Annotated in this window: 20 protein-coding genes and 1 pseudogene; 12 read left to right on the top strand and 9 right to left on the bottom strand. The window is 43.8% G+C overall.

What is annotated here, in order from left to right; all coding sequences use genetic code 11:
* On the top strand, nucleotides 1-309 hold a 309-nt coding region (locus tag BP861_RS15775; protein WP_292376962.1), incomplete at its 5' end, for a hypothetical protein.
* 361 nt (nucleotides 310-670) lie between these two features.
* Here the strand turns inward: BP861_RS15775 and mmp10 are convergent.
* Nucleotides 671-1906, bottom strand: coding sequence for a methyl coenzyme M reductase-arginine methyltransferase Mmp10 (gene mmp10 / locus BP861_RS15770; RefSeq protein ID WP_292376961.1), 1236 nt, complete (start codon nucleotides 1904-1906; stop codon nucleotides 671-673).
* 419 nt (nucleotides 1907-2325) lie between these two features.
* Between mmp10 and mcrB the strand changes: the two genes are divergently transcribed.
* The 5 genes from mcrB to mcrA are packed head-to-tail and all read left to right on the top strand — an operon-like array spanning nucleotide 2326 to nucleotide 7269.
* The gene (mcrB, locus tag BP861_RS15765; protein WP_292376960.1) at nucleotides 2326-3630 is read left to right on the top strand and encodes a coenzyme-B sulfoethylthiotransferase subunit beta; all 1305 of its coding nucleotides are present in this window, start codon (nucleotides 2326-2328) and stop codon (nucleotides 3628-3630) included.
* 24 nt (nucleotides 3631-3654) lie between these two features.
* The gene (gene mcrD, locus BP861_RS15760; RefSeq protein ID WP_292376959.1) at nucleotides 3655-4170 is read left to right on the top strand and encodes a methyl-coenzyme M reductase operon protein D; all 516 of its coding nucleotides are present in this window, start codon (nucleotides 3655-3657) and stop codon (nucleotides 4168-4170) included.
* Between the two features lie 6 nt (nucleotides 4171-4176).
* The gene (gene mcrC, locus BP861_RS15755) at nucleotides 4177-4797 is read left to right on the top strand and encodes a methyl-coenzyme M reductase I operon protein C (protein WP_292376958.1); all 621 of its coding nucleotides are present in this window, start codon (nucleotides 4177-4179) and stop codon (nucleotides 4795-4797) included.
* Between the two features lies 1 nt (nucleotide 4798).
* A complete protein-coding gene (gene mcrG, locus BP861_RS15750; protein WP_292377024.1) occupies nucleotides 4799-5551 on the top strand; it encodes a coenzyme-B sulfoethylthiotransferase subunit gamma in 753 nt (250 codons plus the stop codon).
* Between the two features lie 5 nt (nucleotides 5552-5556).
* A complete protein-coding gene (mcrA, locus tag BP861_RS15745) occupies nucleotides 5557-7269 on the top strand; it encodes a coenzyme-B sulfoethylthiotransferase subunit alpha (protein WP_292376957.1) in 1713 nt (570 codons plus the stop codon).
* 201 nt (nucleotides 7270-7470) lie between these two features.
* Here the strand turns inward: mcrA and BP861_RS15740 are convergent, their stop codons facing one another.
* From BP861_RS15740 to BP861_RS15705, 8 genes and pseudogenes are all read right to left on the bottom strand, one after another.
* On the bottom strand, nucleotides 7471-8757 hold the full coding sequence (locus BP861_RS15740; protein WP_292376956.1) for a nitrogenase component 1: 1287 nt from the start codon (nucleotides 8755-8757) through the stop codon (nucleotides 7471-7473).
* On the bottom strand, nucleotides 8757-11018 hold the full coding sequence (locus tag BP861_RS15735; RefSeq protein WP_292376955.1) for a nitrogenase component 1: 2262 nt from the start codon (nucleotides 11016-11018) through the stop codon (nucleotides 8757-8759). The genes BP861_RS15740 and BP861_RS15735 overlap by 1 nt, the downstream gene beginning before the upstream one ends.
* Before the next feature lie 810 nt (nucleotides 11019-11828).
* Nucleotides 11829-12602 (bottom strand): annotated as a pseudogene (locus BP861_RS15730) (IS1634 family transposase); the annotation flags it as partial.
* A gap of 651 nt (nucleotides 12603-13253) precedes the next feature.
* A complete protein-coding gene (locus tag BP861_RS15725; protein ID WP_292376954.1) occupies nucleotides 13254-14240 on the bottom strand; it encodes a 50S ribosomal protein L11 methyltransferase in 987 nt (328 codons plus the stop codon).
* A gap of 231 nt (nucleotides 14241-14471) precedes the next feature.
* A complete protein-coding gene (aroA, locus tag BP861_RS15720) occupies nucleotides 14472-15764 on the bottom strand; it encodes a 3-phosphoshikimate 1-carboxyvinyltransferase (RefSeq protein ID WP_292376953.1) in 1293 nt (430 codons plus the stop codon).
* A 173-nt stretch (nucleotides 15765-15937) separates the two neighbouring features.
* Nucleotides 15938-16591, bottom strand: coding sequence for a thymidylate synthase (locus tag BP861_RS15715; protein WP_292376952.1), 654 nt, complete (start codon nucleotides 16589-16591; stop codon nucleotides 15938-15940).
* A gap of 468 nt (nucleotides 16592-17059) precedes the next feature.
* Nucleotides 17060-17923, bottom strand: a complete 864-nt coding sequence (gene htpX, locus BP861_RS15710; protein WP_292376951.1) for a zinc metalloprotease HtpX — start codon at nucleotides 17921-17923, stop codon at nucleotides 17060-17062.
* Between the two features lie 499 nt (nucleotides 17924-18422).
* The gene (locus BP861_RS15705) at nucleotides 18423-18977 is read right to left on the bottom strand and encodes a dihydrofolate reductase family protein (protein ID WP_292376950.1); all 555 of its coding nucleotides are present in this window, start codon (nucleotides 18975-18977) and stop codon (nucleotides 18423-18425) included.
* Nucleotides 18978-19310: 333 nt separating this feature from the next.
* Between BP861_RS15705 and BP861_RS15700 the strand changes: the two genes are divergently transcribed.
* From BP861_RS15700 to BP861_RS15675, 6 genes are all read left to right on the top strand, one after another.
* Complete coding sequence (locus tag BP861_RS15700; protein ID WP_292376949.1) at nucleotides 19311-20390, top strand: hypothetical protein; 1080 nt, start codon at nucleotides 19311-19313, stop codon at nucleotides 20388-20390.
* A 251-nt stretch (nucleotides 20391-20641) separates the two neighbouring features.
* On the top strand, nucleotides 20642-21754 hold the full coding sequence (locus BP861_RS15695) for an iron ABC transporter substrate-binding protein (protein WP_292376948.1): 1113 nt from the start codon (nucleotides 20642-20644) through the stop codon (nucleotides 21752-21754).
* A 2-nt stretch (nucleotides 21755-21756) separates the two neighbouring features.
* Nucleotides 21757-22380, top strand: coding sequence for a class I SAM-dependent methyltransferase (locus BP861_RS15690; protein ID WP_292376947.1), 624 nt, complete (start codon nucleotides 21757-21759; stop codon nucleotides 22378-22380).
* Nucleotides 22381-22383: 3 nt separating this feature from the next.
* A complete protein-coding gene (locus BP861_RS15685; RefSeq protein ID WP_292376946.1) occupies nucleotides 22384-24150 on the top strand; it encodes a radical SAM protein in 1767 nt (588 codons plus the stop codon).
* On the top strand, nucleotides 24143-25162 hold the full coding sequence (locus BP861_RS15680) for a FecCD family ABC transporter permease (RefSeq protein ID WP_292376945.1): 1020 nt from the start codon (nucleotides 24143-24145) through the stop codon (nucleotides 25160-25162). Before BP861_RS15685 ends, BP861_RS15680 begins: the two co-directional genes overlap by 8 nt.
* Nucleotides 25153-25935, top strand: coding sequence for an ABC transporter ATP-binding protein (locus tag BP861_RS15675; protein WP_292376944.1), 783 nt, complete (start codon nucleotides 25153-25155; stop codon nucleotides 25933-25935). The genes BP861_RS15680 and BP861_RS15675 overlap by 10 nt, the downstream gene beginning before the upstream one ends.
* The last annotated feature ends 13 nt before the right edge of the window (nucleotides 25936-25948 follow it).

Raw genomic sequence — 25948 nt, 5'->3', positions numbered from 1 at the left:
GATCTTCTCGGAAATCTCCGTTCTTTTTCTAGGCAGCGGATGCGCTGTATAAAATGCGGAGAGAAGTTCAGGCGTCCTCCGCTAACCGGGGCCTGCCCTAAATGCGGAGGTAATGTAGTGCTGACCGTACACGAAGGGGCTGTTCGTAAATATCTGGAGATCTCAAAAGAAATTGGGGAGCGATATGGAGTTTCCAGTTACACCCGACAGAGAATTGAACTTCTGGATAAAGACATATGTTCTCTTTTCGAGAATCATAGGGTTAAGCAACTGGGGCTTTTGGATTTCATGTCCGGGTCTGCGCGCTGAGAATGAAATAAAAGAATTATAAAATTATAAAAAATTAATCTGATGAATTGAAAGGAGGCAGGGCAGTTTGAGAGCCCAAAAGTACAGTAGTATTTATTAATTAGTTCTCTAATTTTACTGTCCACATTACTGTTCTTCTTTTGGGAGTGATTCTTTTCAGGTTTCGATTGCACCCTTATAGGAAAAAATCCACTCTCCCAAACTTGAAAACTTTTCCTATCTACTTTTTGTGTAATTATATAATTACAGCGCTATTTATATAGTATCTGTTTGATTATCTGTATCTTTGACGGAATTTATTTTTTTATACTTTTCACTCTCTTTTCTCAGATTCGGACTGGGATTTTAATTATAGCCTTATTCATGCCACAGGTAACCCAAGGGAATTAATTTGCCCTATAAGCTCATTAAAGCTTTTAATTTCCAATTCCAGAACCTCTTCTCTTTTCATTCCTATTGACATTTCGCCGTCTACAGAAAGAAGCTCAGGTCCCCTGCGAACAAGCCTATCAACACCGTCTCTTTTAAAGGCCTCTTTAACTTCCATATCATGAGCAAAAGCCCTTCCTGGGATAAAAACAGTCTCGCTTACTTCTGAGAGATCCATATTTTTGAGATCCTCAATAGTTATGAGGCATCCGATGTCTTTTTTTGGGGCGACAACATTCACTGAGCCTCCAAGAGCTTCAAAGATTTCCCTCAGCCTTGGAGCTGCTATCTGGCCTGTAATGACAGTGGCTCTTCTTGTAATTCTCGGAAGTTTTTCTAGGGCTTCGGGAACATTCCGGATAGCAAAAGGAGAACCAATTAAAGGATCTTCAAGAGGGGTTCCTGTAATCCTCATGGAAGAGTGCTTTGCTGCAGAATTCCGTACCAATTCTGTGAATTCTTGGATACCGTGTGGGATTATACCCGGAATGATAGGGGCGTTATTCAGGATAAGCCCATTTTCCGGAAAATTTGCAAACCTCATTAGAATAGCTCCTTTTGCACCCATAGCTTCAAGATCACTGAGGGTCTTATCAAGGATCTCTCCATCGTTTACTCCCGGAATGAGTACAATAGCCCCATATACGTCACAATGAGCACAGAAATCTCTAAGAACTTGTATAGAAGCTTCAGGCTCCGGGTCTTTCATGTACTCAGCTCTTAGAGCCGGATCGGTCGCAAAGACTGTAAAACTTACCTCTGTGACCCCGTGGTCTATGTAGAAAAGAGCGTCTTCAGGCTTGTTGAAGCCTTTTCCGCTTGTGTATCCCAGGTGTATGGGAGTCTTGAATTGAGACAGGAAAGAAACAAGATTCTTCAGTTCGGGGTAACAGCTTAAATCCCCTCCTCCACTGATACTGAATTTTTTTATCTCTCCACTTGCGAAATAGAGTTTTCTTGCAGTTTCTTCCAGTACCATCTGAAGGGGTTTGAAACCCGAATATGATTCTTTTACACTACGTGTGCAATAGTCACACCCTTTCTTGAAAGGAAGACAATACTTGCAGCCCAAGGGCTGAACGTCTTTGACCTTTTTAAAATAACAATACTTACAGAAGCCTCTACAGTCTACCCCTGGATTTCCGCCTACATCGACAACTACTTCCATATTAAACTTTCGTATTACTAGGTATTACTAAATCTTTTTGGTATGACTCTCTGGAAGCAAAATAACATATGAAATAATTTAGTGCAAATTCTCAATCAATTAAGAAAAAAAATTCATTAAGTATCTTGACATATTCTCTTCGGTCTTTAAGTATTATTAAAACATAATTTTTCCGTTGATATCGTTTTCTTATATATTTTCACAAAAATAGATTCTATATTAATAAAATATATTTTAAAAAAATGGATGAATTCATTCATCGGAGAACACAAAAGATTTAAGTACCTTCTAAACGAATGAGCTTTCATTGGGAAAGTGGACACTTAAAAACAGAGCGGTACTTGATTTATTGAGTGCAAAAGCACTCGAGTAGGTGACCAGTCCCAAAATGATTTTAATAAATTAAGGAGGAAATTAAAGTGTCTGACACAGTAGACATCTACGACGACAGAGGAAAACTGCTCGAGAGCAATGTCGACATTATGAGCCTTGCTCCAACAAGAAACGCAGCAATTAAAAAGATCATCATGGACACCAAGAGGTCCGTTGCAGTCAACCTCGCAGGTATCCAGGGTGCACTTGCCAGCGGCAAGATGGGCGGAAAGGGCCGTCAGATCTTAGGCCGTGGACTTAACTATGACCTTGTAGGCAATGCTGATGCAATTGCAGAAAATGTTAAAAAATTCGTCCAGGTTGATGAAGGCGACGACACCAACATCATCAAAGTCAAGGGTGGAAAGAGCCTTCTGATCCAGTCCCCACAGTCCAGGATGATTGCAGGTGCCGACTTCATGTCCGCAACCACAGTTGGTGCAGCAGCTGTCACCCAGACTATTCTGGACATGTTTGGAACCGACCCATATGATGCTCCTATCGTAAAGGCTGCCGTCTGGGGAAGCTACCCACAGACAATGGATCTCATGGGAGGACAGGTTCAGGGTATTCTCAGTATCCCCCAGAACAACGAAGGTCTTGGCTTCTCCCTCAGAAATATCATGGCCAACCACGTTGCAGCAATTTCCAACAGGAATGCAATGAACGCATCAGCTCTCTCTTCAATCTACGAGCAGGCTGGTATCTTCGAGATGGGCGGAGCAGTAGGCATGTTCGAGAGACATCAGCTCCTCGGTCTTGCATACCAGGGTCTTAACGGTAACAACCTCTTATATGACATTGTAAAGGAAAACGGTAAAGACGGTACCATTGGAACCGTTATCGAGTCCGTTGTTCGCAGGGCACTTGAAGACGGTATTATCTCTGTTGACAAGACTGCTCCTTCTGGATACAACTTCTACAAAGCAAACGACGTTCCAATGTGGAATGCCTGTGCAGCAGTCGGTACTCTTGCAGCTACTCTCGTGAACTGTGGTGCAGGCCGTGCAGCTCAGAACGTTTCCTCAACACTTCTCTACTTCAACGATATCCTTGAAAAGGAAACCGGTCTTCCAGGATGCGACTACGGTAAAGTAGAGGGTACCGCAGTAGGGTTCTCATTCTTCAGCCACTCCATTTATGGTGGCGGTGGGCCTGGTGTCTTCAACGGTAACCACGTCGTTACTAGGCACTCCAGAGGATTCGCAATCCCCTGTGTATGCGCAGCAGTAGCACTGGATGCAGGCACTCAGATGTTCACAATCGAATCAACATCCGGCCTGATTGGTGACGTGTTTGGTTCAATACCAGAATTCCGCGAGCCGATTAAGGCAGTTGCAGGAGCGCTCTAAACATATAGTTCAAAAGGTCTAACGATGTCAGACTCTGCTTCAAATATAGAAGATTCTATTCAAATCGAAATCTTTCCCAGTAGAATCCTATCCCCTGAGACAGCTCAGAAGCTCATAGCTGAGATTTACAAAGTGGATGGGGTGATCCGCGTTATGGTGCAGGGCAACAGACTGCCTGATAAGGTGTCTGCTGGCCCCGGCACCGGGGAAAAAGTGGAACATCCACTGAGAAAGCCCATTCAGATTGGAGATCAGGTTATTGAATTGAAAATCTGTGTGGGCAGGATCAGAGTTGAACTTTCAAACGCCGAAGCTAAAGAACAGATCAGGGAAGTATGCGAAAAATTGCTCCCATTCCCCTTTGAATTCAGGGAAGGACATTTCCTCAGGAAAAAGCCTACTGTAACTGACTATGCTAAACTTGGTCCTGAAGCAGACCCCAGGTTGCTTGGTATGGTAGATCCTAAAGCCAAGACAGACCAGCTCATCTTTATTGAGAAACAAGAGAAGCAAGAAGAGAAAAAAAACAAAGATGAGTGAAAAAGTATGATGATCGATCGGGAAACACAGGTAGTCGATTGCCGATGCGGCGCAGGACTTGGTAAAGGAGGAGGGCTTGCTCAGCGAGGTACTCTCTCAGAAGCCGGCCGTGCTGAGGTAGTAGCTATTGCTATGAGTCCCGGCCAGAGACATATCACAAAACCGGTATGTGAGATCACATATGGAATGAGGAAAGAAAACATTCAGGTAAGTGTGTTGGTACTCTACTCAGGTTCCGGAATTCCTGAATCAGGTATGAGAACAGGATCTTTTGTACTGAGTCCGGTAGAAGTCGCACAGATTGAAATGCACAAACTGGCTGTTATTCACCTCGGAAATATCAAGGACCATGTGATTAGAAAGGCAAGGGAAATCCTGAGCCAGGCTAATATTCCGGCGATTGTAGTCAGCCAGATCCCAGTAGATTTTGAGGATTTTGCAGAGGCAGGAGTAAAGACAAGATTAGTGATGCCAAGGGATGAAAATATTCTTACAAAGGGAATTGTGATGGATATGGTGAGCGGAGTTACACGTGGTGATTCCTGTCCCAGGGACAAGCTAAATCTGATCATTAAATACGTCAAGACTACATTAGACCAGTTAGAAGATCATAAAGGAGTTGCATGAGATGGCTTACGAAAGACAATTTTATCCAGGCGCAACATCAGTTGCCGCTAACAGAAGAAAACACATGTCTGGAAAACTTGAGAAACTCAGAGAAATTTCAGACGAAGATTTAACTGCAGTTCTCGGACACCGTGCCCCAGGGAGCGACTACCCAAGCACCCACCCACCACTTGCAGAAATGGGAGAGCCTGCCTGCTCGACCCGCGAGAATGTTGATGCTACCCCCGGTGCAAAGGCCGGTGACAGAGTCAGGTACGTCCAGTTTTCTGACTCAATGTACAACGCGCCTGCAACCCCATACTTCAGATCATACTTCGCAGCAATCAACTTCAGAGGTGTAGACCCAGGTACTCTTTCCGGCCGTCAGATTGTTGAAGCCCGTGAAAGAGATATGGAACAGTGCGCAAAGGTTCAGATGGAAACCGAAATTACTGACCATGCACTCGCAGGTATGCGTGGTGCAACTGTGCACGGTCACTCTGTCCGTCTCCAGGAAGACGGTGTAATGTTCGACATGCTCGACAGGAGAAGACTTGAGAACGGCACCATCATAATGGATAAAGATCAGGTTGCAATTCCACTCGACAGGAAAGTAGACCTCGGCAAACCCATGTCCAGTGAAGAAGCCGCAAAGAGAACCACCATTTACCGTGTGGACAATGTAGCCTTCAGGGACGATGCAGAAGTCATTGAATGGGTACACAGGATATTCGATAAGAGAACAATATACGGATTCCAGCCGAAGGTGAGGTGATCACAATGGCAGCAGACATTTTCTCAAAATTTAAAAACTCAATGGAAGTCAAATTCGCACAGGAATTTGGTTCAAACAAGCAGGTTGGCGGGGATATCACCGGCAAGACTGAAAAGTTCCTGAGGTTAGGCCCTGAGCAGGACCCCAGAAAGGTCGAAATGATTAAAGCCGGTAAGGAAATCGCAGAGAAGAGAGGCATTGCATTCTACAACCCAATGATGCACTCCGGTGCTCCTCTCGGTCAGCGTGCAATCACTCCTTACACCATTTCCGGCACCGACATTGTTGCAGAACCTGATGACCTCCATTACGTCAACAACGCTGCAATGCAGCAGATGTGGGATGATATCAGGAGAACCTGCGTTGTCGGTCTTGACATGGCTCACGAGACCCTCGAGAAGAGGCTGGGTAAGGAAGTTACTCCTGAAACCATCAACCACTACCTTGAAGTCCTTAACCATGCCATGCCCGGTGCAGCAGTGGTTCAGGAAATGATGGTTGAAACTCACCCTGCCCTTGTTGACGACTGTTACGTGAAAGTTTTCACAGGCGATGACGCCCTTGCAGACGAAATCGACAAGCAATATCTTATTGACATCAACAAGGAGTTCTCTGAAGAACAGGCAGCCCAGATTAAGGCATCCATCGGCAAGACTTCCTGGCAGGCAATCCACATCCCAACAATTGTTTCCAGAACAACTGATGGTGCTCAGACCACCAGGTGGGCAGCTATGCAGATTGGTATGTCCTTCATCTCTGCATACGCAATGTGCGCTGGTGAAGCAGCTGTCGCTGACCTGTCATTCGCTGCAAAACACGCAGCTGCAGTTTCCATGGGTGAAATGCTCCCAGCAAGGCGTGCACGTGGACCAAACGAGCCCGGTGGACTTTCCTTCGGTCACCTCTCAGACATTATCCAGACAAGCCGTATCTCTGAAGACCCAGCAAAGATCGCCCTTGAAGTCGTCGGTGCAGGCTGTATGCTCTACGACCAGATCTGGCTCGGCTCCTACATGTCCGGTGGTGTCGGATTCACACAGTATGCAACAGCTGCATACACTGATGACATCCTCGACAACAACGTGTACTATGACGTTGACTACATCAACGACAAATACAACGGTGCTGCAAACGTCGGCAAGGACAACAAGATAAAGGCAACTCTCGACGTCGTAAAGGACATCGCAACTGAGTCTACACTATACGGTATCGAGACCTACGAGAAGTTCCCGACTGCCCTTGAAGACCACTTTGGTGGTTCCCAGAGAGCAACCGTGCTCGCAGCCGCAGCCGGTGTCGCAACTGCACTTGCAACAGCAAACGCAAACGCTGGTCTTTCTGGCTGGTACCTCTCCATGTATCTGCACAAGGAAGCATGGGGCCGTCTCGGATTCTTTGGATACGACCTGCAGGACCAGTGTGGTGCCGCAAACGTTCTGTCCTACCAGGGCGACGAAGGTCTTCCAGACGAACTCCGTGGTCCAAACTACCCCAACTACGCAATGAACGTCGGTCACCAGGGTGGATACGCAGGTATCGCTCAGGCTGCTCACTCAGGCCGCGGAGACGCATTCACCGTCAACCCACTCATTAAGGTCTGCTTCGCTGACGACCTCCTGCCCTTCAACTTCGCTGAGCCCAGGAGAGAGTTCGGTCGCGGCGCCATGAGAGAGTTCGTGCCTGCTGGTGAGAGATCCCTCGTCATTCCAGCAAAATAAACTCAATAACTGAATATTCTAAAACAGAGTAGGCCTTCTGGCCTACTTTTTGTCTCTTTTTCTATCTGTTTTTTCGTATGATTTTTCCAGAAACCCTTAGAACCTATTCAAAAAATCCTGTTGCTCTAAATGCTATTTCTCTGTTATTTTCTCAGCACTTCAATAGTTTTCTTCTCTTTCCTGCCCTTCAAATATAGATTTTCATTTGGAGCGCAGTCCGTTAATGATTTCTTCTATAAGAAGAAGTGCACCTGAAACTCCCAAATATGTCTTCGGGATTATATGGATGTAGCCTTCTTCCGGAAGGGTTATTTCGATACAAGCTTTGCAACATCCCTTTGCTTTTAAAAGCTGAAGGGTGGGGCTGTCAGCAAAAGCAATATCAACTGATTCAAGGGAAGGATCTCTATCCCAGGCTTCGCAAAATCCTTTTTCCTCCAGAAACGCCTTGAGAGATCCTGTTATTTCAGGATCGCTTCCGGGAAGCAGTTTTACTGCAAAGGGAGCCATTCCCAGGTAGGAGTAAAGCCATTGTGTAAGAGGGTAGGCAAGGGAGCTTTCGGCACGGATTGAAAAGCTGGCTCCTTTGGGGAGACCCGAGTAAGAGTAGAAACGCGAAATCTGCCGGTAACTGGCTTTTCTGGCTTTCTGGATTTCTGCAAGGGCAGGTGCAGGGTCGATATTCAGGACAGTTGCAACTTCTCTCAGCAGGCTTTCACTCGCATTAAACCCTATGGGAGCTCCAAGAGGAGAAAAAACAGCAGGGGTCCCAAAGCTCTCTCTATACCATTCTGCAATCCTTCTGCCGTATTCGGGGAAAAGGACGATATTACAGGCTGCATCGCCTGACTCCCGAATTTCTTCAAGGGAAGTTCCGGCAAGGAAAACTGCCCCCACTTCCAGGCCTAGGAAAGCAAGGAGCCGCTTCATTTCTGCAACCGACCCTTCCCAATGCTTGTGGAGCAGGGAAAGTCCTATCAGATTCACTTTTTTAGGGTTTCTTGGGCGATGGAGGGACCGGAGTTTCATGTTCTCGAGGAGAGCAAGAGCGACATTTTCAAATCCCCTGGCTGCTGGAAGGGAAAAACCCGGGTTTTCCACCACAAAGCAGCGGTTCTGCATTCCTGCTTTTTTGATTACACTCTCCAAGTCGTCTCCCACAAGGCTTGCTCCAGGGGAATTTAGCACCATAAGCAAGCCTTTTTCTTTTGCTGCTATTGTCGTAAGCGCCCTTTCAAATTTTTCAAGGGAACCCCGAATGTAGTCTTCCCCGTCCAGGCCAGTGCAGGGGACTCTAGGCTGACCGAAATAGAACTCGTCCTGAAACGCCAGGGGGTCATGGGAACCTTCCCTGGGAAACTGCCTATCCGAGAGAAAACTGTGGTATAACTTACATCCTATAGGGCCATTAAGGATAACAGCCGCGTCCTTGATTCCTTCTACCGCTAGGATAGAACCCGTAAAGGCGTCAGGGGAAAAAATCAACATTATTCACCTCCATCGTATTTCCACCCTTCCACAACCGGTAGCCTTAAAAGCGTACTCCAGCGTTTTGCAAGTTCAAGCCCGCTCAGAAACCCTACCTGAGGGGAGAAAGGAATGGTATCGTAATGCACTCCTTCTTCATGGACCGAAGGGGCATAATTCGAAAGGACCAGGTTCGGCATCAGGGTCCTGACATCCTTTGCCCTTTTTTCATCCGTATAGTCTTTCTCCACCGAGAAGTCTTCATGAGACCGGAGCCCAGGGCTTACCCTTCCGAAAAATGAAACTGAAATCCCAACTTTGATAATTTCCATTCCCAGATCCCGGATCGTATCCAGAATCCAGTCAATCTCCTCGGTGTAACTCACCACGAGTACGCGCTTTCCCAATAAATAGGGGGTATATTTTGCAATCTCTGCCCTGTAAAGTTCTTCCTGTTCCTGTAGCAGTGGGGAGACATCCTTTCCGGGAAGCAGGCGTTCTGCGAGTGTTTTTACCCAGATGGAACTTTCCCGGAAACCCACAGGAAAAGGAAGCTCAAAAAACTCAAGCTTGAAACGCCCGGAAAGATATGCTTGCAGAGTTCGTGTTTCGGGGTCACCGAAAGCCAGCAGGTTTATTTCCGCTTTTTTAAAAGAGCGAAGGGAAAAGGTGTCTGTCCCCTTTAAAAACCTGCAGTTGACTCTGTACCCCAGCTTTTTGAGCAGCCCTTCGATAGTACGGAAGTGTTCCTCTTCCCGCAGGGAAAACTCCCTTTCTCCTATAATATTGACCAGGCCTTTTTCGAGCTTTACGGCAGGGTCAATCAGGTCAGCAACTCTTTTGTATCCTTCAAGTAGCCCTGTAGAAAAGTCTCCCGTAAGGACTCCTTCCACAGGGAGGGGGATGACCATCGCTCCAGGAAAATGGGCTTCAGCTCTTGAGGCTGCCTCCCTTATATCGTCTCCTATGATTCCTCCGGGGCAGGTGTTTACCACAAAGACCGTTTGCCAGCCGGCTGACAGGGCTTCTTCGATTTTACTCTCAAGCTTTTGAAGCCCTCCGAAGATGATTTCCTCTTCCTTCATATCTGTAGGCAGGATACCTGGAACCTTCTCAACCCCACCTGCATTTATTCCACCTCCTCTTAAAAACGAGCAGGCAAGGGCATCGGCCGTGATATGAGTACAGCTCCTTGGCCCGTGAAGGACTGTAGCGGCATCTCTAACCTGAAAAGTCGCAGTCGCAGCTCCTGAAAACGCACAGCCGTAAAGAGGCGGTCTGAAGGGATATGCTGTCGGGAACGGTGTGGACATTTCTTCAGGAGTTTCTGCAGGCTTTGTTTCGTGAATTCCGGAGGAGATTTCTGTGGAATGACTGTTTTCCTGTCTGGAGGAATAAAGCTCAGTACCGGTTTTTTTATCGGGAGCAGGATCTGTACCTAATGGCTTTATGCAGGGCCTTTCCCGTCTTCCCAGCACCAGAGCTTCAAGCTCAAGGTCATCAAGTGGGTTGGCAGGGTGGAGCAGGCTCCTGTCTTTTTCCAGGGTTTCAACATACTTTGCCAGCTCTCTGAATATACTTGCAGGAGTAGAGGAAGGAAAAGCTTCTGCCAGGGTTTTTCCGGCTTTTTCAGCCTGGGAAAAGACTTCATCCCTGGGGATGGAGGCAAGAACTGGCAACCCTACCGCCCGGGCAAAGGCAAAGACTCTTTCCTCCTCAGCAAAAAGTCTTCGCCTATTGAAGATGATGCCTGCAACCCTAGGGGCTGCATCCTCAAAATTCATGATCCCCCGGAGGATGTTGTTTGCTGCGTACAGGGCCATATATTCCCCGGAAGTCACCAGAAAAATCGCATCTGCATATTCTTTCCTGAGGGGAACTGCAAACCCGCCGCAGACCACGTCCCCAAGCACGTCATAGAGAACGACGTCAAAGGAAGAAGCCCTGAGTCCCAGGCGTTTTAAGACCTCAAAACTGCTCAGGATCCCGCGGCCAGCACAGCCAATCCCGGGTTTTGGGCCTCCTGCTTCCACGCAGGCAGTACCTCCGTAGCCTTCAAATACCAGGGCTTCAAGTTGCTGAGCTTCCTGGGGAGTTTCGCGCATATAATCAAGCACTGTTGGGATAACAGCCCCGCTAAGTAGCAGGCGGGTGGAATCGTGTTTCGGGTCGCAGCCGATCTGCAAGATCCTTTTTTTCAAATCAGCAAGGGCAGCCGAGAGATTTGCAGAGACTGTAGACTTGCCTATGCCTCCCTTCCCGTAGAGAGCAATCTGGATCACGTTTTTTCCCCCGATAATTTATTGAACTTAAAAGGGCAAAAACGTGGGAACAGAGAATTAATTATTTTTCCTGCTTTGACGGACATACCTGAATTCTGAAGGATCTGTAATAGTTTTTTAAAAGGAACGATGTTATAACAGATGCGCTGTTCATCTAATTTTTCTGTAAGTTCAAAGATATTCTTATTTTCTAAGATTAGAACTTTCTTTATTTGGGAATTATTTGTAATAAACCAAACCATTTTATCCTGAAACATTTTACAACCCACTATACTCAAAACAGTCATTTTTTACCTACTTTAAGGACAGTGGTACTATAATATATATTTAGAGGTTAGAAAAATATACATGGTACTTTTGCAGTATAAAACAATGACATTTAGAATCTAGCAAAGATCGGCTCTATCGGAAACTTATGAAACCTGACTTTGACAGTATCCACTAATTGGTACTGACTATTTCCCTTCTTTTTTATCCCAAATTGACTTGACAATTTGTTTAAATTTATAAAAATTTGTTATATTTTCTATGTAATTCCACTCTTTTTTACTACCATCAAGCTATATTGATTCGATCAAAATTCGCAAAAATATAATTTTTGACTCCATTTATCTTGAACTTAACTGTAAGTGTCAAATTGGTCGTGCACTATTAGTTAGTTGATGTTATTTCCAAAACAATTTTAGTGGCACATCATACCTTTTTTGTAATTCAGTAAGGTTAATAACATGCTTGACGCACGAAACATAAGGCATTTCTAGCACTGGAAAATTAATCTTGAAGACATCAACCGTATAATGATGGATGATCACCTTTTTTGGAATCGATCAATTCTGCTCTTTCCAGATCAAAGTTTTCAATTATTTTATCATCACTCTTATTCAGTTTCATGGAAGTGAGATAGTCCATTTCAGCATCCTGTATAAGGTTGAGATTATCTTTGGTATTAGCTCCTTTATCAAAAACAATAAGAGAGCCTTTTTTAAACCTACTTTTAACCTGGTTAAAAGTATCAGAAAAGTGCTCAAGATCAAGAACGTTTCCTTTATTCACTGTAATTCCAATAGGTATGTTTATGGGGTCAGCTAACTCACTAACTGCAACTGTTATCTGCAACTTGTCAGGCCTATGATCTCTGCTATATCCGAATTTACCAAGGTTAGATTTAGTCCCATAAAAGACTATACTCGTCCAATCCAGGTTTATATTCGTATCTTCAAAACCATAAGTAGAAAATAGAGAGTCCAGAATATCACACAGAATTTCCTCTTTGTTACGTCCCAAAAGCTCAAGAGTTCTGTAAAGAACTCTTTCGTGAAACCTTTCAAGGTTTAAGATATCTAGAATCTCGTTCTGATTTAACCATTTGCCAGCTTCTTTGATGCTAAAATTATCAGTTAATTTGTAGTTTAACAAACCGATTAGTAAACTATTGAGATCAAGACCCTTGCTTTTATTTTTACTAAAAATATCACCGAAATTAAGCTTTTCATAAAAATATTGGACAGCAAGAATAGATCCGATAGGAACACATATATTCTTGTTAGGAATTGTAGGGAAGGCTCTCTGTTTTGTGATGTTCATTGGACCGAATTATACAAAACAGAGAGCACTTATTTTTATGTAACTGTCAAAGTCAGGATGAAACTAATATCCTCTACCCAAAAAAGCTATATTATATACAGTATCAAGGAATATATTAAAATAATACATTAGTTCGCTAAAGTATGTTCTCAACCTTTACTTTACCTCTATTTACATACGCTACACTGCTGTTCTTACTGAGCCTATCCCAAAAGCCACTTCACTCTTAATAGTTGAGAATTCTCAGAATTGTTTTCAAAGATTATGAGCTTGATTAATTTCCAAAATACAAGGTTCAAGAGGCTAATTTCAGGTTTTGGGATGAACTCACTCTTAATTTTCGTCTGATCCATTCCTGAATGGGGAGTAGAAATATCTCAAATCTGAACTTATCCTATCTATAACTTGAGGCCCTCTCATGACGATTGAAAGTGTTTTTTCTGAAGGTATAGGCATATATTTTTAGTATGAAGGATACCAGTGCGTAAAAGCATCGGTGCTCAATTGATATCTAGTTGACATTTATGCATAGTTCTGAAACTCTTATATGTGCAAATAAGATCAGTTTTATATGTACAAATAAGATCGGTTTTGGGATAGGTTCAATGATAAGAACCTTCAACATTCTTCTCCATTCTGATCTCACGTAATTTACTTCAAAATAACGACAACTTCTTTGCCTAATTTGCCTGCGGATTCCACAAATTCTGCTGTATCTACATCAGGAAATGTGTCTATAATACAAATATCAAACTTTTCATCTAAACAATTCGCTAATTTTCTTATATCCATATTATAAACTTCAAATTTGTCTCCAGATGCTACTAATTTTTCTTCACTGCCTGAAAGTTTAACTGGAAATCCATTAACTTCTAAATTAATCAAAGTAGTTTCTATTGCAGGACTCCATATATCATTAAAAACAACTTTTCGAGCACCGGCTTTAAGGCATGTGATTCCTAAAGTCCCAGGACCACATGTACAATCAAGAACAGTAGGCTTATCGTAAGCTTCCAAAGCATTTTTAAGTATCTCTATTTTGGGCGGCTTTAGCTTTGGAAACTCTATGTGAATTTCATGCTGATATTTGTATATTCCTAAAATCCCATAAGGGGTTTGTATTATATCACATCTCAAATCGCATCCAGCAAGAAGTTCATATACATGAGGATTAGAATCAGAATCTTTTATACCCACAGTTTTTCTTACATCCCCCTTTAAAACTCCTTTAACTTCCTTAACTTCCTTTACAATTATTTCAGCACATTTTTTATCTACTTTATTAGATAATATTACTAAAGAATCCTTTGGCAAATAGAGAATAGAATTAGTTGGATAGCCAGGAGTTACAAGAGGGACACATGCATTCCTTAAATTAGCTTTTTTGTCTTTTATTCCTTCATCCATCATTATTTTTAGCACGTGAGATATTACAGCATCAAGATGCCTCTTTCCGCATTTACAACTTCCAAAATTGTTATCTATTTCATCTAAATTAATCTGTTCTGCTAGAGGAGAGAATTTCTTTATTTTTTCTGTTTTGCAATCGTTGCACGGTTTGTAGAATAATTCAATGTCTTTTATTGCTGTTGAAATAGGCTTTATGCATGTATCTCCACACTTACACCTAATTTCCATATATTTAAATATGGAATTTTTGTATAAGTACTATGTTATTTTTTATTGCCCCTAAATTTTTTCAGACTCTCTTAGAAGGTAAATGATTTCTTTGACCGATTGGAGCTTAATTCTAAAAAAGAAAATACTGAAAGTTTGAGGATTCCTTTCATTATTAATTATCAAATTTAAACAAAATCTGCATCTAATCTGATTTAATTTACACTTAGAAATCTGTATTGGATTCTCAACTTATTCTTCTAAGATTTCTTCAATTTTTGCTCCAAGATTGCGCATATCTTTAAAGAAGTTCGGATAAGAAATTGATACAGATTCAGTCGAGTCAATTGTTGTATTTCCTGCAACCATTCCTGCCAGTGCAAGAGCCATAACAATTCTATGGTCATCCCAGCCATGCACTGAAGCTCCATGTAATTTTCCACCTGTAATGATCAGGCTGTCCCTTTCCTCTTTAAGATTTACCCCAAGTTTAGGAAGTTCGGTTGCAAGGGCGCTCAGGCGGTCTGTCTCCTTATATCGAATATGTTCGGCATTTTCAATCCTGCTTGTCCCTTCGGCAGCTGCAGCCAAGACAGCGACTGTCGGGACAAGGTCAGGAGTTGCTCCGGCGTCGAAGGTTATTGCTTTTAATTTCCTTCCTCCCCTGACGGTTACATTACCTGCTTCTTTATCCCATGTTATATTTGCTCCCATCTGTTTCAGGATTTCAATAATTACTTTATCCCCTTGTCTTGAGGGGAAGAGGTTTTTGACTGTAACTTCAGACCCATCAGTAAGGGCTGCGGCTGCAAGGAGATAGGATGCAGAGGAAAAGTCTCCGGGAACGGTATAGTCTTTGAAATCATATTTCTGTTTTCCCGGGATTATGAATCTGGTACCGTTACTGTCATCGGTTTGAATTTTAACGCCTGCCAGTTCAAGCATCTCAAGGGTTACATCCACGTAAGGCCTTGACTTAAGTTTTCCTTTTATGGAAAGAATGGTACTGTTTTCAGCAAGCGGACAGGTTATTAGAAGAGCCGAGATAAACTGGGAACTGATAGAGCCATCAATACTTACATCCTGTCCCTTAAGTCCGCCTTTGACAACAAGCGGAGCTCTCTCGTTTCCTCGAGTGGAGCAAGCTTTTACTCCCAATTGACTTAGAACTTCAAGAAGAGGCCCGTTTGGCCGGGTACGAAGGGAGGCATCTCCGGTAAGCACTGTAATCCCATCAGTGAGCGCTGCTACTGCGGTCATGAAACGAAGGGTTGTCCCGGAGTTTGCAGCATCGATAACATCATCCGGGATATTGGGTTTACCCTTGACTCCGTGGATAATAAGCTTGTCTTTTTCCCTTTCAACGGAGGCCCCAAACATCTCGGAAGCCTTGACTGTAGCAAGAGTATCGGCTGAAATAAGGGGACGCCTGACGATTGATTCTTTTGAGAGAGCTGCAAGGGTTACAGCCCTGTGAGTGTAACTCTTTGAGGGTGGGGCAAAGACTTCCCCTTTGATTGAGGATTTGTCGATAGAAACACGCATGTGTACCAGATCTCTTCGATTTCATATTTTTGATTTTTCATGAGACTCAGGTGCTTACTTCTAGCCTTCTGAATACTCTTTTTGTAATGCTGCTAATTATTTGATCCGAGTGAAAAAACCTTAAATGTACTTTTAACTCAGTTAAGAGCTCGAATTGGAACCCGGTTTAGAAATCAGTTTACGCCTTTTACGATATTTTCTACCATATCCCAGTCATGGTCATAGACGTGTGCTGAGATACTAATAGTTGTGATTGTTCCGGGTTCTGTTCCCACTCTGTCAGCTACGTACTCGAGAAGTTTTGAGAGCCCATAAAGATTTGCAGGATAGGCTCCCCCAAAATCATGACTTCTGAAGAGAGTTGTGAGGTGTATCTTTCCATCTCTTATTTTAAAATCGTCGAGCATCATGCAGGGGACTTCATTAATTTTCATATCCACTGGAGGGATCCAGGTAATCGCTATTGCTCGCCTGGAAGTAGGACTTTCCTGCAGCTTTTCAATCACATATTCTATCTGGTCTACTTTCCCATGCCAGTTTCGAAGGCGTTGCCCGTATGTATACTCAAAGTCCTGTATGTTTTCTCCCGAGATCAGTTGTTTTGCATACTCTTCAAGCCTTTCTTCATTCCAGGCAGTCTCGTGCGGGATCCTGTTAGTATAGGGATCTTCAATTACTATCATCAAATCCATAAATTCCCTGATCTGACTTCCTCTTTCATCCGTAATAACTTGCCCGTGATTTTGGATAATGTTAAGCCCGCGGTACCATGCATCAGAAATAGTTTTTGCCCTGACGATCCTGCCAATTCCAAATTTATCTTTCATTGAAAACTCCCCGATAAAATCCGGATATGCACAATTAATATCGTTATCCGGTAAAAATATCTCAAATCTGCTATTTTGATTAATATCTCTAATTTTTAGGATTTTTTGGACACACTTTCCCATAGCTAAATATGGTATAATATTCTACACAGGTAGAGTTATTTATCCTATTTTCTTTATTCAGCACTTTCTTTTATAAGTGCTTTCTCTCAGATATAACTTAAATTTCACCATGACTATTGATAGCATATAGCATGCCCAACTTAAAAAAATTTCGGGTAAAAAAGAAAAATGGAATTCCGGACAAAAAAATACGGAAAAGAGATCAAATCAAATTTAAAGAATAATAAGCAGTTGAATCTAAACTGAATTAAATCTGGATAAAAATATCAAATTAAAAACTTGAAAAAACTAAAGAAAAAAGCCTGAATAGAAGAAAAGAATTTAATAAAGGTCTGAGAAAGGTTCTCAGACTCTCATTGCTCTAAGGCGCCTTATCCTCTCTTCTGTTTCTGGGTGAGTGCTGAAGAGAGACTGAATCGTTCCTCCTTTTAATGGGTTAACAATAAACATATGAGCGCTGCTTTCCGTTGCCTGCACATCTGAGGCTCTTGGGTTGTAGTGAGAGTTCCCATATTCAAGTTTTTGAAGGGCATTGGCAAGAGCCCATGGTTTTTTACACATTCCCGCCCCTTCTGCATCGGCTGCATATTCTCTTGACCTTGAGATTGCAAGCTGAATCAAAGTTGCAGCAATAGGTGCCAGAATGGCCATCGCGATAAGGCCTATGATTCCACCGTTTTCGTCATCATCTCTGCCGCCAAAGCCGCCGAAAATTGCAGCCCACTGTGCCCAGTTGGCAAGCATTGTGACGACACCTGCAAGGGTTGCAGCTATGGCACTTATCAGGGTATCCCTGTTCTTCACATGTGCAAGTTCGTGTGCCAGCACACCTTCCATTTCCTCATAAGAGAGCAGTTCAAGAATTCCGGTTGTAGCAGCCACAGCCGCATGCTCTGGATTTCTTCCAGTTGCAAAGGCATTCGGCATTGAAGATTCTACGATATATACTTTGGGTTTTGGCATTCCAGCTTTGAGAGCCAATCCCTCGACAATCCTGTGCAGGTTCGGAGCTTCTGCAGGGGAAACTTCTTTTGCTCTATACATCTTGAGTACTATTTTGTCACTGTACCAGTAAGTTCCGAAATTCATAATTACTGCAAACAGGAGAGCAATAATCATTCCGCCTGTACCCCCCAGGTAGTTTCCTATTAGGACCATGAGACCTGTAAGGGAGGCAAGCAAAATTGTAGTTTTAAGCATGTTCTTCATGACTTCTCACACGACGTCCTCCCAGGCTAATGTCTGGGTTTTCGGTCTTTGATTCTTGTTTCTGGACTTATTTTTATAAATTAGGCAGATTAGAATCAATTGTATATATCTTGAATACAGATATATATTTTTTCTCCCGCAAAACACGGTTAGCACAATTGTGTTATTTAATTTCCTTATTTGTCTGAAATCAATTTAAAATCCTATTAAAACGGAAATTTTGTTCTCAAATAGGGATTTCATTCAAGAAGTTTTATTTTGCTCCTTTGGAATATTCCTTATTTAATCCCAAATTATTAACTAATATTTCTTTTTTGGTATATTTACATTTGTGCGTTTTAGGTGTGATTTAGTTTGATTTCAAACTATTATTACAACTTCAAGTATATGTATTTATTGAAAAAATTTTCTTATTGAGCTGGTTTATCGGTAAAGTAGACAGATGACTAGGAGTATTGGTTATATTGCTCCATCTTCAAGATAATCCGTATTAATTTTCTCAACTTTGTCTCTTTTTGACTTGATACTCTACTTTCACCAGCCCAATTTCATATTTTTCAACCTTGCCAGTTGTTAGCCTGATCTCTTTTCCTATACGGTCAAACAGTGGAATTCCATCCCCAAGAATGATTGGAACAATAAAAATGATCATATCCTCAATCAGGTCTTCTTCAAAAAATGCCTTAATAAGCTGTGATCCACCCATAAGCCAGATATCTTCATCAGTATTTTCCTTCAGCCTGCGTGTAAACTCTCCGATGTCCCCTGAAACAAATTCTACATTTTTTTCTCGGCGCAGCGGTTTGTTTTGTCCTGTAAAAACGTATATTTTCTTCTCCGCATAAGGCCAGTCTCCGAAGCCCAGAACCTGTTCGTATGTTTTTCTGCCCATAAGGACTCTGCCGATTGATGCATAAAAATCTGAATAGCCGTAGTCGGTTTGGGAATTATTGTCATACTCTGTTAACCAGTCTATGCTTCCGTCTTTTCTAGCGATAAAGCCGTCAAGGCTGCAGGCGATATAGAGTTTAATTCTAGGATTATTTTCTTTCATTGCCCCTTCCCCTTTTAGTTTTATTACTACTTTTTATACAATTTTGCTTCTTATTTATCATTTCATTTCATTTCAGTTTTATGTTTCAGGCCGTTCGCAAGCGAACGGGACGGGACGGACGGAGATCCAATATTCGCACATCCTGGGTGAAGTTTTTGTTCTATTATTTCTTCTATTTTTCGCCGAATTAAATCAGAAAACGCAGGATTCTTTCATGTAGTCTCATATAGAAGACCATAATAAGACAAAATTGGGCTCTCATACAAGATTGTTTTCCAGTCTAATTCCAAGAAATCATAACCTTTTTACCTTTCCTTTCCCAAAAGCTCCTCCATGTCTCCCCTTAATTCCGGCATCCCCCTAAAAACAGAACATTCTACAAAAGACCGTCTCTACTGGAACTTCCTCAATATGATCCCTTTCCTTATCGGTTCTATTGCAATCGCCAAGGATTCGCTCAAATGGGTAGCAGTTTACATCGGAATAGCCCTTTTTTTCTTCCTGATTATCGAATTCAGGTTCGTGTGCACCCACTGTCTTTACTATATCCGGGGCAAGGGATGCGTAAAATGTATGATGCTTCCGGGAGTACCAAAAATCTTTAAAGCCCGCCCCGGCCCTCACAGCCCTTTTGAGAGGGTTGTTACTGTTCTCGGGGCTCTTCCCATGTTTCTTTTTCCGGTATACTGGCTTATCAGGGACCCTTTGCTTCTGGGAGCCTATATTGTCTCCTGGGCGCTGTTCTTTCTGACAGCCCGACGATACGAGTGCGTCCGCTGCATTAACTTTGAATGCCCTATGAATTGTGTGCCTGCAGGAATGAAAGAAGAATTTGAAAAAAAGGATGGAATTTCCGAGAATATTGAGTTTCCTAAAAAAAAATTTCAGGCAGAAGGTTCAAGCAAGTGTGCCTCTCTCAGAGTAGAACACAAATTTAAAGATTTCCTTTACTGGAACTTTGTAACGCTGACTATTCTTTTTTCTGCGGGGCTTGCGATCGGTATCAGTTCAACAGGGTGGCTTCTTGCATACATTTTCACAGTTATCTTCCATTTCGGTATTCTGGAACAGCGCTTTTTCTGTACTTACTGCCTTTATTTTGTCAGGGGAGAAAAGTGTCTGAGGTGTATGATGAACTGGGGCTGGCCAAGGCATTTTAAACCAATACCATGCCCTCCGAGCAAATTTGATCTGGCAATTACATCTCTGGGATTTATAATCATAATCCTATTCCCTCTTCCCTGGCTTTTAAAAACACCATTCCTGCTTGGAGCTTACCTGACTTCCATATTGATTTTTTTATTGACAATATGGAGGTATGAGTGTGCCCGCTGTATCTATTTTGGATGCCCTTTTAACAGGGTGCCGGCTGAAGTGAGGAAAGAATATGAAGAGAAAAATAGAGCTGAATAAGGTCCAAGGCGATCAGGCTACTATTTTCCTGTATTATACTCTGAATAATATCCTCAGAAAATTCCCATGCACAATCGCTTGATATTGCTTTTTTCTGGAAAACTATCGGTATACCTTAAATGTGCATAAACTCTTTAAAAAACATATTCGGGAGCGTTTTCCTTTTTCTTATAGGTTAGAATATGTTTTTATACCATTATGTTTATCCGAACATATCGACTAAACCATCAAAAGTCTGTGTAGGGATTTCTATGCGTGGAAAAATAGGTACGATATTTATAATTTCTTTACTGGTTCTGGCTGTCGCGTCCTGCGGATGTGCAGAAAATACGGGGCAGCAGGCCGTTCCTAATTCAAGTACTGAACTTCAGAATTCAGGTACTGTGCAGATCACCGATATGCTGGGCAGGCAGCTAACTGTACCGGGTGAAATATCCTCGGTAGTAGCCACTTCTCCCCCGTCAACTATCCTCGTTTATATGCTTGCGCCGGACAAACTTGCAGGCTGGAATTTCAAAAATAATTTCACCCAGCCTTTCATGGAAGAAAATTGCACAAAGCTGCCTGAAATAGGGGGCTGGTTCGGGACACAGACCGGGAACTATGAAACTATAATCAATATGCATCCTGACATTGTTGTTGAAGGGTACACCACGGATGGAGAAATCCATGAAGCCATAGAACGCAGGCAGGAAAGTTTCGGCAGCATTCCAGTGGTTGCTGTTGATGAATCCATTATCTTTGTGACACAATCTGACCCTACTATCGAATACGTGGGTAAGCTGCTTGACTGTGAATCCCAGGCTGAAAAATTGATTGAGTTCCGCAGTTCAATTCTCAATGAGATCAACAGCACTGTAAAAGATATCCCCGAAGACGAAAAAGTGCGTGTTTATTATGCCGAAGGCCCCAAAGGGCTGATGACCGACCCCTCAGGCTCTCAGCACTCTCAGGTTATTGATATCTGTGGCGGCATCAATGTTGCAGACTGCCAGCTTACACCAGGGAAAGGCATGACGCAGGTTTCAATAGAGCAGGTCATGACCTGGAACCCCGAGGTAATTATCACATCAGATCCGCAGTTCTATTCAACGGTGTATTCCGATCCTCTCTGGGCAAGCGTGGATGCTGTGCAGAACAAACGGGTATACCTTGCTCCTCAGAATCCTTTCTGTTGGATTGACAGGCCCCAGGGCCCTCATCTCATTATCGGGACTGCCTGGACTGCAAAAACGCTGTATCCGGACCTTTTCACAAACATGGATCTTCCCCAGTTAACCCGGGAGTTCTATTCAGAGTTTTTCCACTATGAACTCACCGATAAAGAACTGAATACGCTACTTAACCCTGCAGCAGAGGCCTGAAAGTGAGCGAGAAGGGCAAATCTCCGGGTTTTCCCTATATTGCTGAGCATATCTTTGCTCCCATCTACCCTGTAATAGCAGCTCAAATTATCGAACAGAGCGAAAGAAAACAGGGCATATGTCTGGACCTGGGATGCGGTATTGCATCCCTGGGAATAGCTGTTGCGGAAATCACAGATATGCAGGTCTATGGTGTTGATTTTTCAGCGGAGATGTGCAGGCTTTCAAAAGACAAAGCTTACCGCCACTGCCTTTCAGGCAAAGTTGTTCCTTTGCAGGCTGATGTGCACCTGCTTCCTTTCAGGAATAACTGCGCAGACCTCATAGTAAGCCGCGGTTCAGTATTTTTCTGGAAAGATCTGCCTGTGGCTTTCACGGAAATTTCCCGCGTCCTTGCTCCTGGCGGACAGGCATGGATAGGGGGCGGTTTCGGCACAAAGGAGTTGAAAGCACAGATAGCTGAAAAAATAGTTGAGATAGACCCGGACTGGCATGACAGTTCGAAAGAACGCCTCAGTCCGGAAAACATCCAGGCTATACAGGAAGCTGGAAGGCAGACCGAAATTCTCTCCCGCGTAGTCCAGGACGGGTCGGGTTTCTGGGTGGTATTAAGCAAAAGAGGTTAAAAAATGAAGTGCAATGTGTGCGAATTCGGGTGTGAAATCAATGAATACAGCAGGGGCAGATGCGGCACTTACGCCTGTGCCGGTGATACTATAGTCCAGGATCCTGATATGGGATACATGGGGGCATACCCTGTTTCCATAGAATCAATTCCTTTGCTCCATTATTATCCCTCAGGTAAGTTCCTTCAGGTCTTCAGTGCCGGCTGCAATTTCCAGTGTTCCGGGTGTGTGGCTCGCTTGCTGGCATCAGGTAAATCTCTTCCCCGTTCCTCTCTCACCCCCTCTCAGGTAGTGGAAAGGGCTCTGCAGCAGAAATGTCTGGGTGTAGTTTCCACACTCAATGAGCCTGCTGCAAATTATTATCTTTTCAGGGACCTTGCAGTGAAGGCAAAAGAAATAGGTTTGCTCGCAGGCTGCTCCACCAACTGCTATTTCACAGCCGAGGCTTTAGAAGAACTTGGGCAGTTTGTGGATTTCGTAAATATCGGAATTAAAGGTTATTCTGATAAGAGTTATATAAACTGTGGAGTTCCTTCCTCAGCTCCTGTTTTCCGTAATATTTCCCAACTTTTCGATATGGGTGTACATGTTGAAACTTCAGTCGTTTATTCGAGGGGAAATGAGGAAGAAGTGATAAAGGTTGCAGAAACACTGTCTGATATTTCCCCAACCATTCCGGTTCAGGTCATGAGATTTATTCCTTTTGGGGATGCTCCTATTGAGCTTGAACCCTCAATAGGAGAGGCGGAGAGCCTGTGCACCTCTCTGCGTAAGCACGTAGATTATGTCTATCTCTTCAATTCCCCTGGTACGGAATTCTTGAATACATACTGTCCTGAATGTGGCAGCCTCCTGAGTGATCGGGAATTTCACGGGCCCATGGGATCCAGGCCTGTAAAACCCTGGATAAGTTATACATGTAATTGCGGTAACAGTGTTCCAGTTAAAGGGCTAACTGCAACTGAAAGTTTCAGTGAGGCAGGTTTCATTGGCGGTTACAGGATAAGCCGGGCTTTCGGGATGGTTCATGCAGTGCTTACATGTCTGGGAATACTGGACGATTCCAGGTTAATAGAGACCTGGGGGAAGATCTCCGATACTGAGACCCTTATGCAAATACACCATATGATACAGCAGCCGTATTCTTATCTTGAATTTATCAGGCTTATTGCTGAAAAGGCAAATGTGCCGGAAAAAGGAGAAGAGCTTATTTCCTTTATCCGTACACGCCTGGAGCTTGTCCAGTCTCTTGCAGCAGAAAACAGCGGTCATAAGGTGTATTACTGCATGGGTTCTCCTCTCTTTGCCCTGAACGCCGGGAGAATGGAAAATAACCTTGTGGCATTTTCCGGAGGTGTGAGCATCAATAAACAGCTTCAAAAGGAGGGCAAGCCGGGTATAAATGTCTCTCCTTCATTCATCAATGAGCATAATCCTGACACTATTTTCATCTCCGGTTTCCTTTCCCGCCCACTTGATGAATTCTACGACCTATGCCGGCAATACGGAATAGAAGCGGAGGCTGTAAAACAGCAGCGTGTCTATGCTATCCCACCATCCTGGGATTTTGGAAACCCCCGCTGGATACTCGGGCTCATGTACATAGCAGACAGGCTGTACCCGGGAAACTCAGGAATTGACCTGAAAAAGGAAGCAGATGAGTTCTACCAGCAGTTTTATGGCATGTCGTTTGAAGAAGCCACGCCTAACAGGTCTTTTCACAGGCCTTCCTCCGGGATCTGGCCCAGGCTGAGGTGTACTCATGCCTGACTGCAGGTATTCCCGCACTGCTCTAGTGTACGTGCTGCCCGTTGCCTTACTCATAGTCTCCCTTTTCGTAGGGAGGTATCAGACTCCTGTCTCGGTGGTTGTGGACGAGAGTATGAAAGCTTTTTCATCTCTCTTTTTTGGTACTCCTGCTTCGGTTTCCACCCATCACACCGTACTATTCAACGTAAGGCTGCCCAGGATACTTGCAGCTTTACTGGTAGGAGCTGCGCTTTCAACAGCAGGTGCCTCTTTTCAGGGGATTTTCAGGAATCCCCTCGTCTCTTCCTATATTCTGGGAGTGGGCGCAGGTGCGGGTTTTGGAGCATGCCTGGCAATACTGCTGTGGAATAATTATCTGTTTATACAACTGATGGCTTTTGCTTTCGGACTGCTGGCGATGTTTCTTGCCATAAGTATGGGTAAAGCCAGTAAAGGTACGGGAACTCTGGTGTTCGTGCTTTCCGGCATGATAGTCGGTTCTGTTTTCACGGCTCTTACCTCACTGGTAAAATATGTGGCAGATCCTTATGATGAACTTCCTGCAATAGTATTCTGGCTTATGGGAAGCCTCGCTACTGTTAGGTATGCTGATCTGCTCTACATATTATTGCCCATGTTTATTGGGGCTCTGGTGCTGTTTCTTCTCAGGTGGCGGATCAATATCCTGTCCCTCGGAGACGAGGAAGCTAAAGCTCTCGGGATAAACGTGGAAAAAATGCGCCTGATTATCATCGTTTGTGCAACCCTTATGACTTCAGCCGCAGTCAGCATCAGCGGCGTTATTGGCTGGGTCGGACTGGTTGTGCCCCATATCTCAAGGATGATTGTTGGTCCCAACTACAGCCGCCTCCTGCCTATGAGCATGGTTCTCGGGGCATCGTTTATGCTGCTTGTAGATGACCTGTCAAGGACTATTGCAGCTACGGAAATTCCCCTGGGAATCCTCACGTCTCTGGTAGGCGCTCCTTTGTTTGCATATCTTCTCAGAAGGGGGCGCATGGGATGGAATTGATGCTGGAAGTAAAGTCACTTGACTTTTCCTATGGAAACGTGCCGGTCTTTGAGAATGTATCTTTCTTACTAAAAAAGGGCGAGGTTATGTGCATACTGGGCCCGAACGGGGCTGGAAAGTCCACATTGATCAAGTGCATTGCAGGGATTCTCAAACCTGTCGCCGGTTCTATCCGAATTATGGGAGAAGATACAGCTTCTCTCGGGGCAAGGGGCATTGCCCGGCTTATAGGTTATGTGCCCCAGCAGAATGAGGTTGTGTTTCCTTTTTCCGTACTGGATTTTGTTATAATGGGCCGTGCACCTCATCTTTCCATGTTTGCATCCCCTAGTGCAGAGGATATGGAGATTGCAAGGGAGTCACTTGCAGTGGTTGGACTTTCTGATCTTGCGGAAAGGCCAGTTTCCAGTCTCAGCGGTGGACAGAGCCAGATGGTGCTGATTGCCCGGGCTCTAGTCCAGAAGCCGTCTCTGCTCCTACTGGATGAGCCTACTTCTCACCTTGACTTTGGCAACCAGATCCTTGTGCTGGAAACTGTGCAGAGACTGGCATCTATGGGAATATCCATCGTGATGAACACACATATGCCGGACCATGCATTCTTGGTGGGCAACAGAGCTGCAGCTCTGACCGGAGGCAAGCTGGTTGCTTTGGGAGAGGTTGAAACGGTTGTAACCAGCAAAATGATGTCTTCGGTCTATGGTGTAAAAGTAGCTGTCAGGGAAATTGAAGATATGAAAAGGAAAGTGTGTCTGCCCCTGCAGAGGAAGTAAAAGAACTGAATAT

This window comes from Methanosarcina sp. UBA411 (assembly GCF_002495725.1).
Lineage (GTDB): Archaea > Halobacteriota > Methanosarcinia > Methanosarcinales > Methanosarcinaceae > Methanosarcina.
The sequence above is the reverse complement of the archived record's forward strand: the minus strand, read 5'-3'. Positions and strand labels throughout refer to the sequence as shown.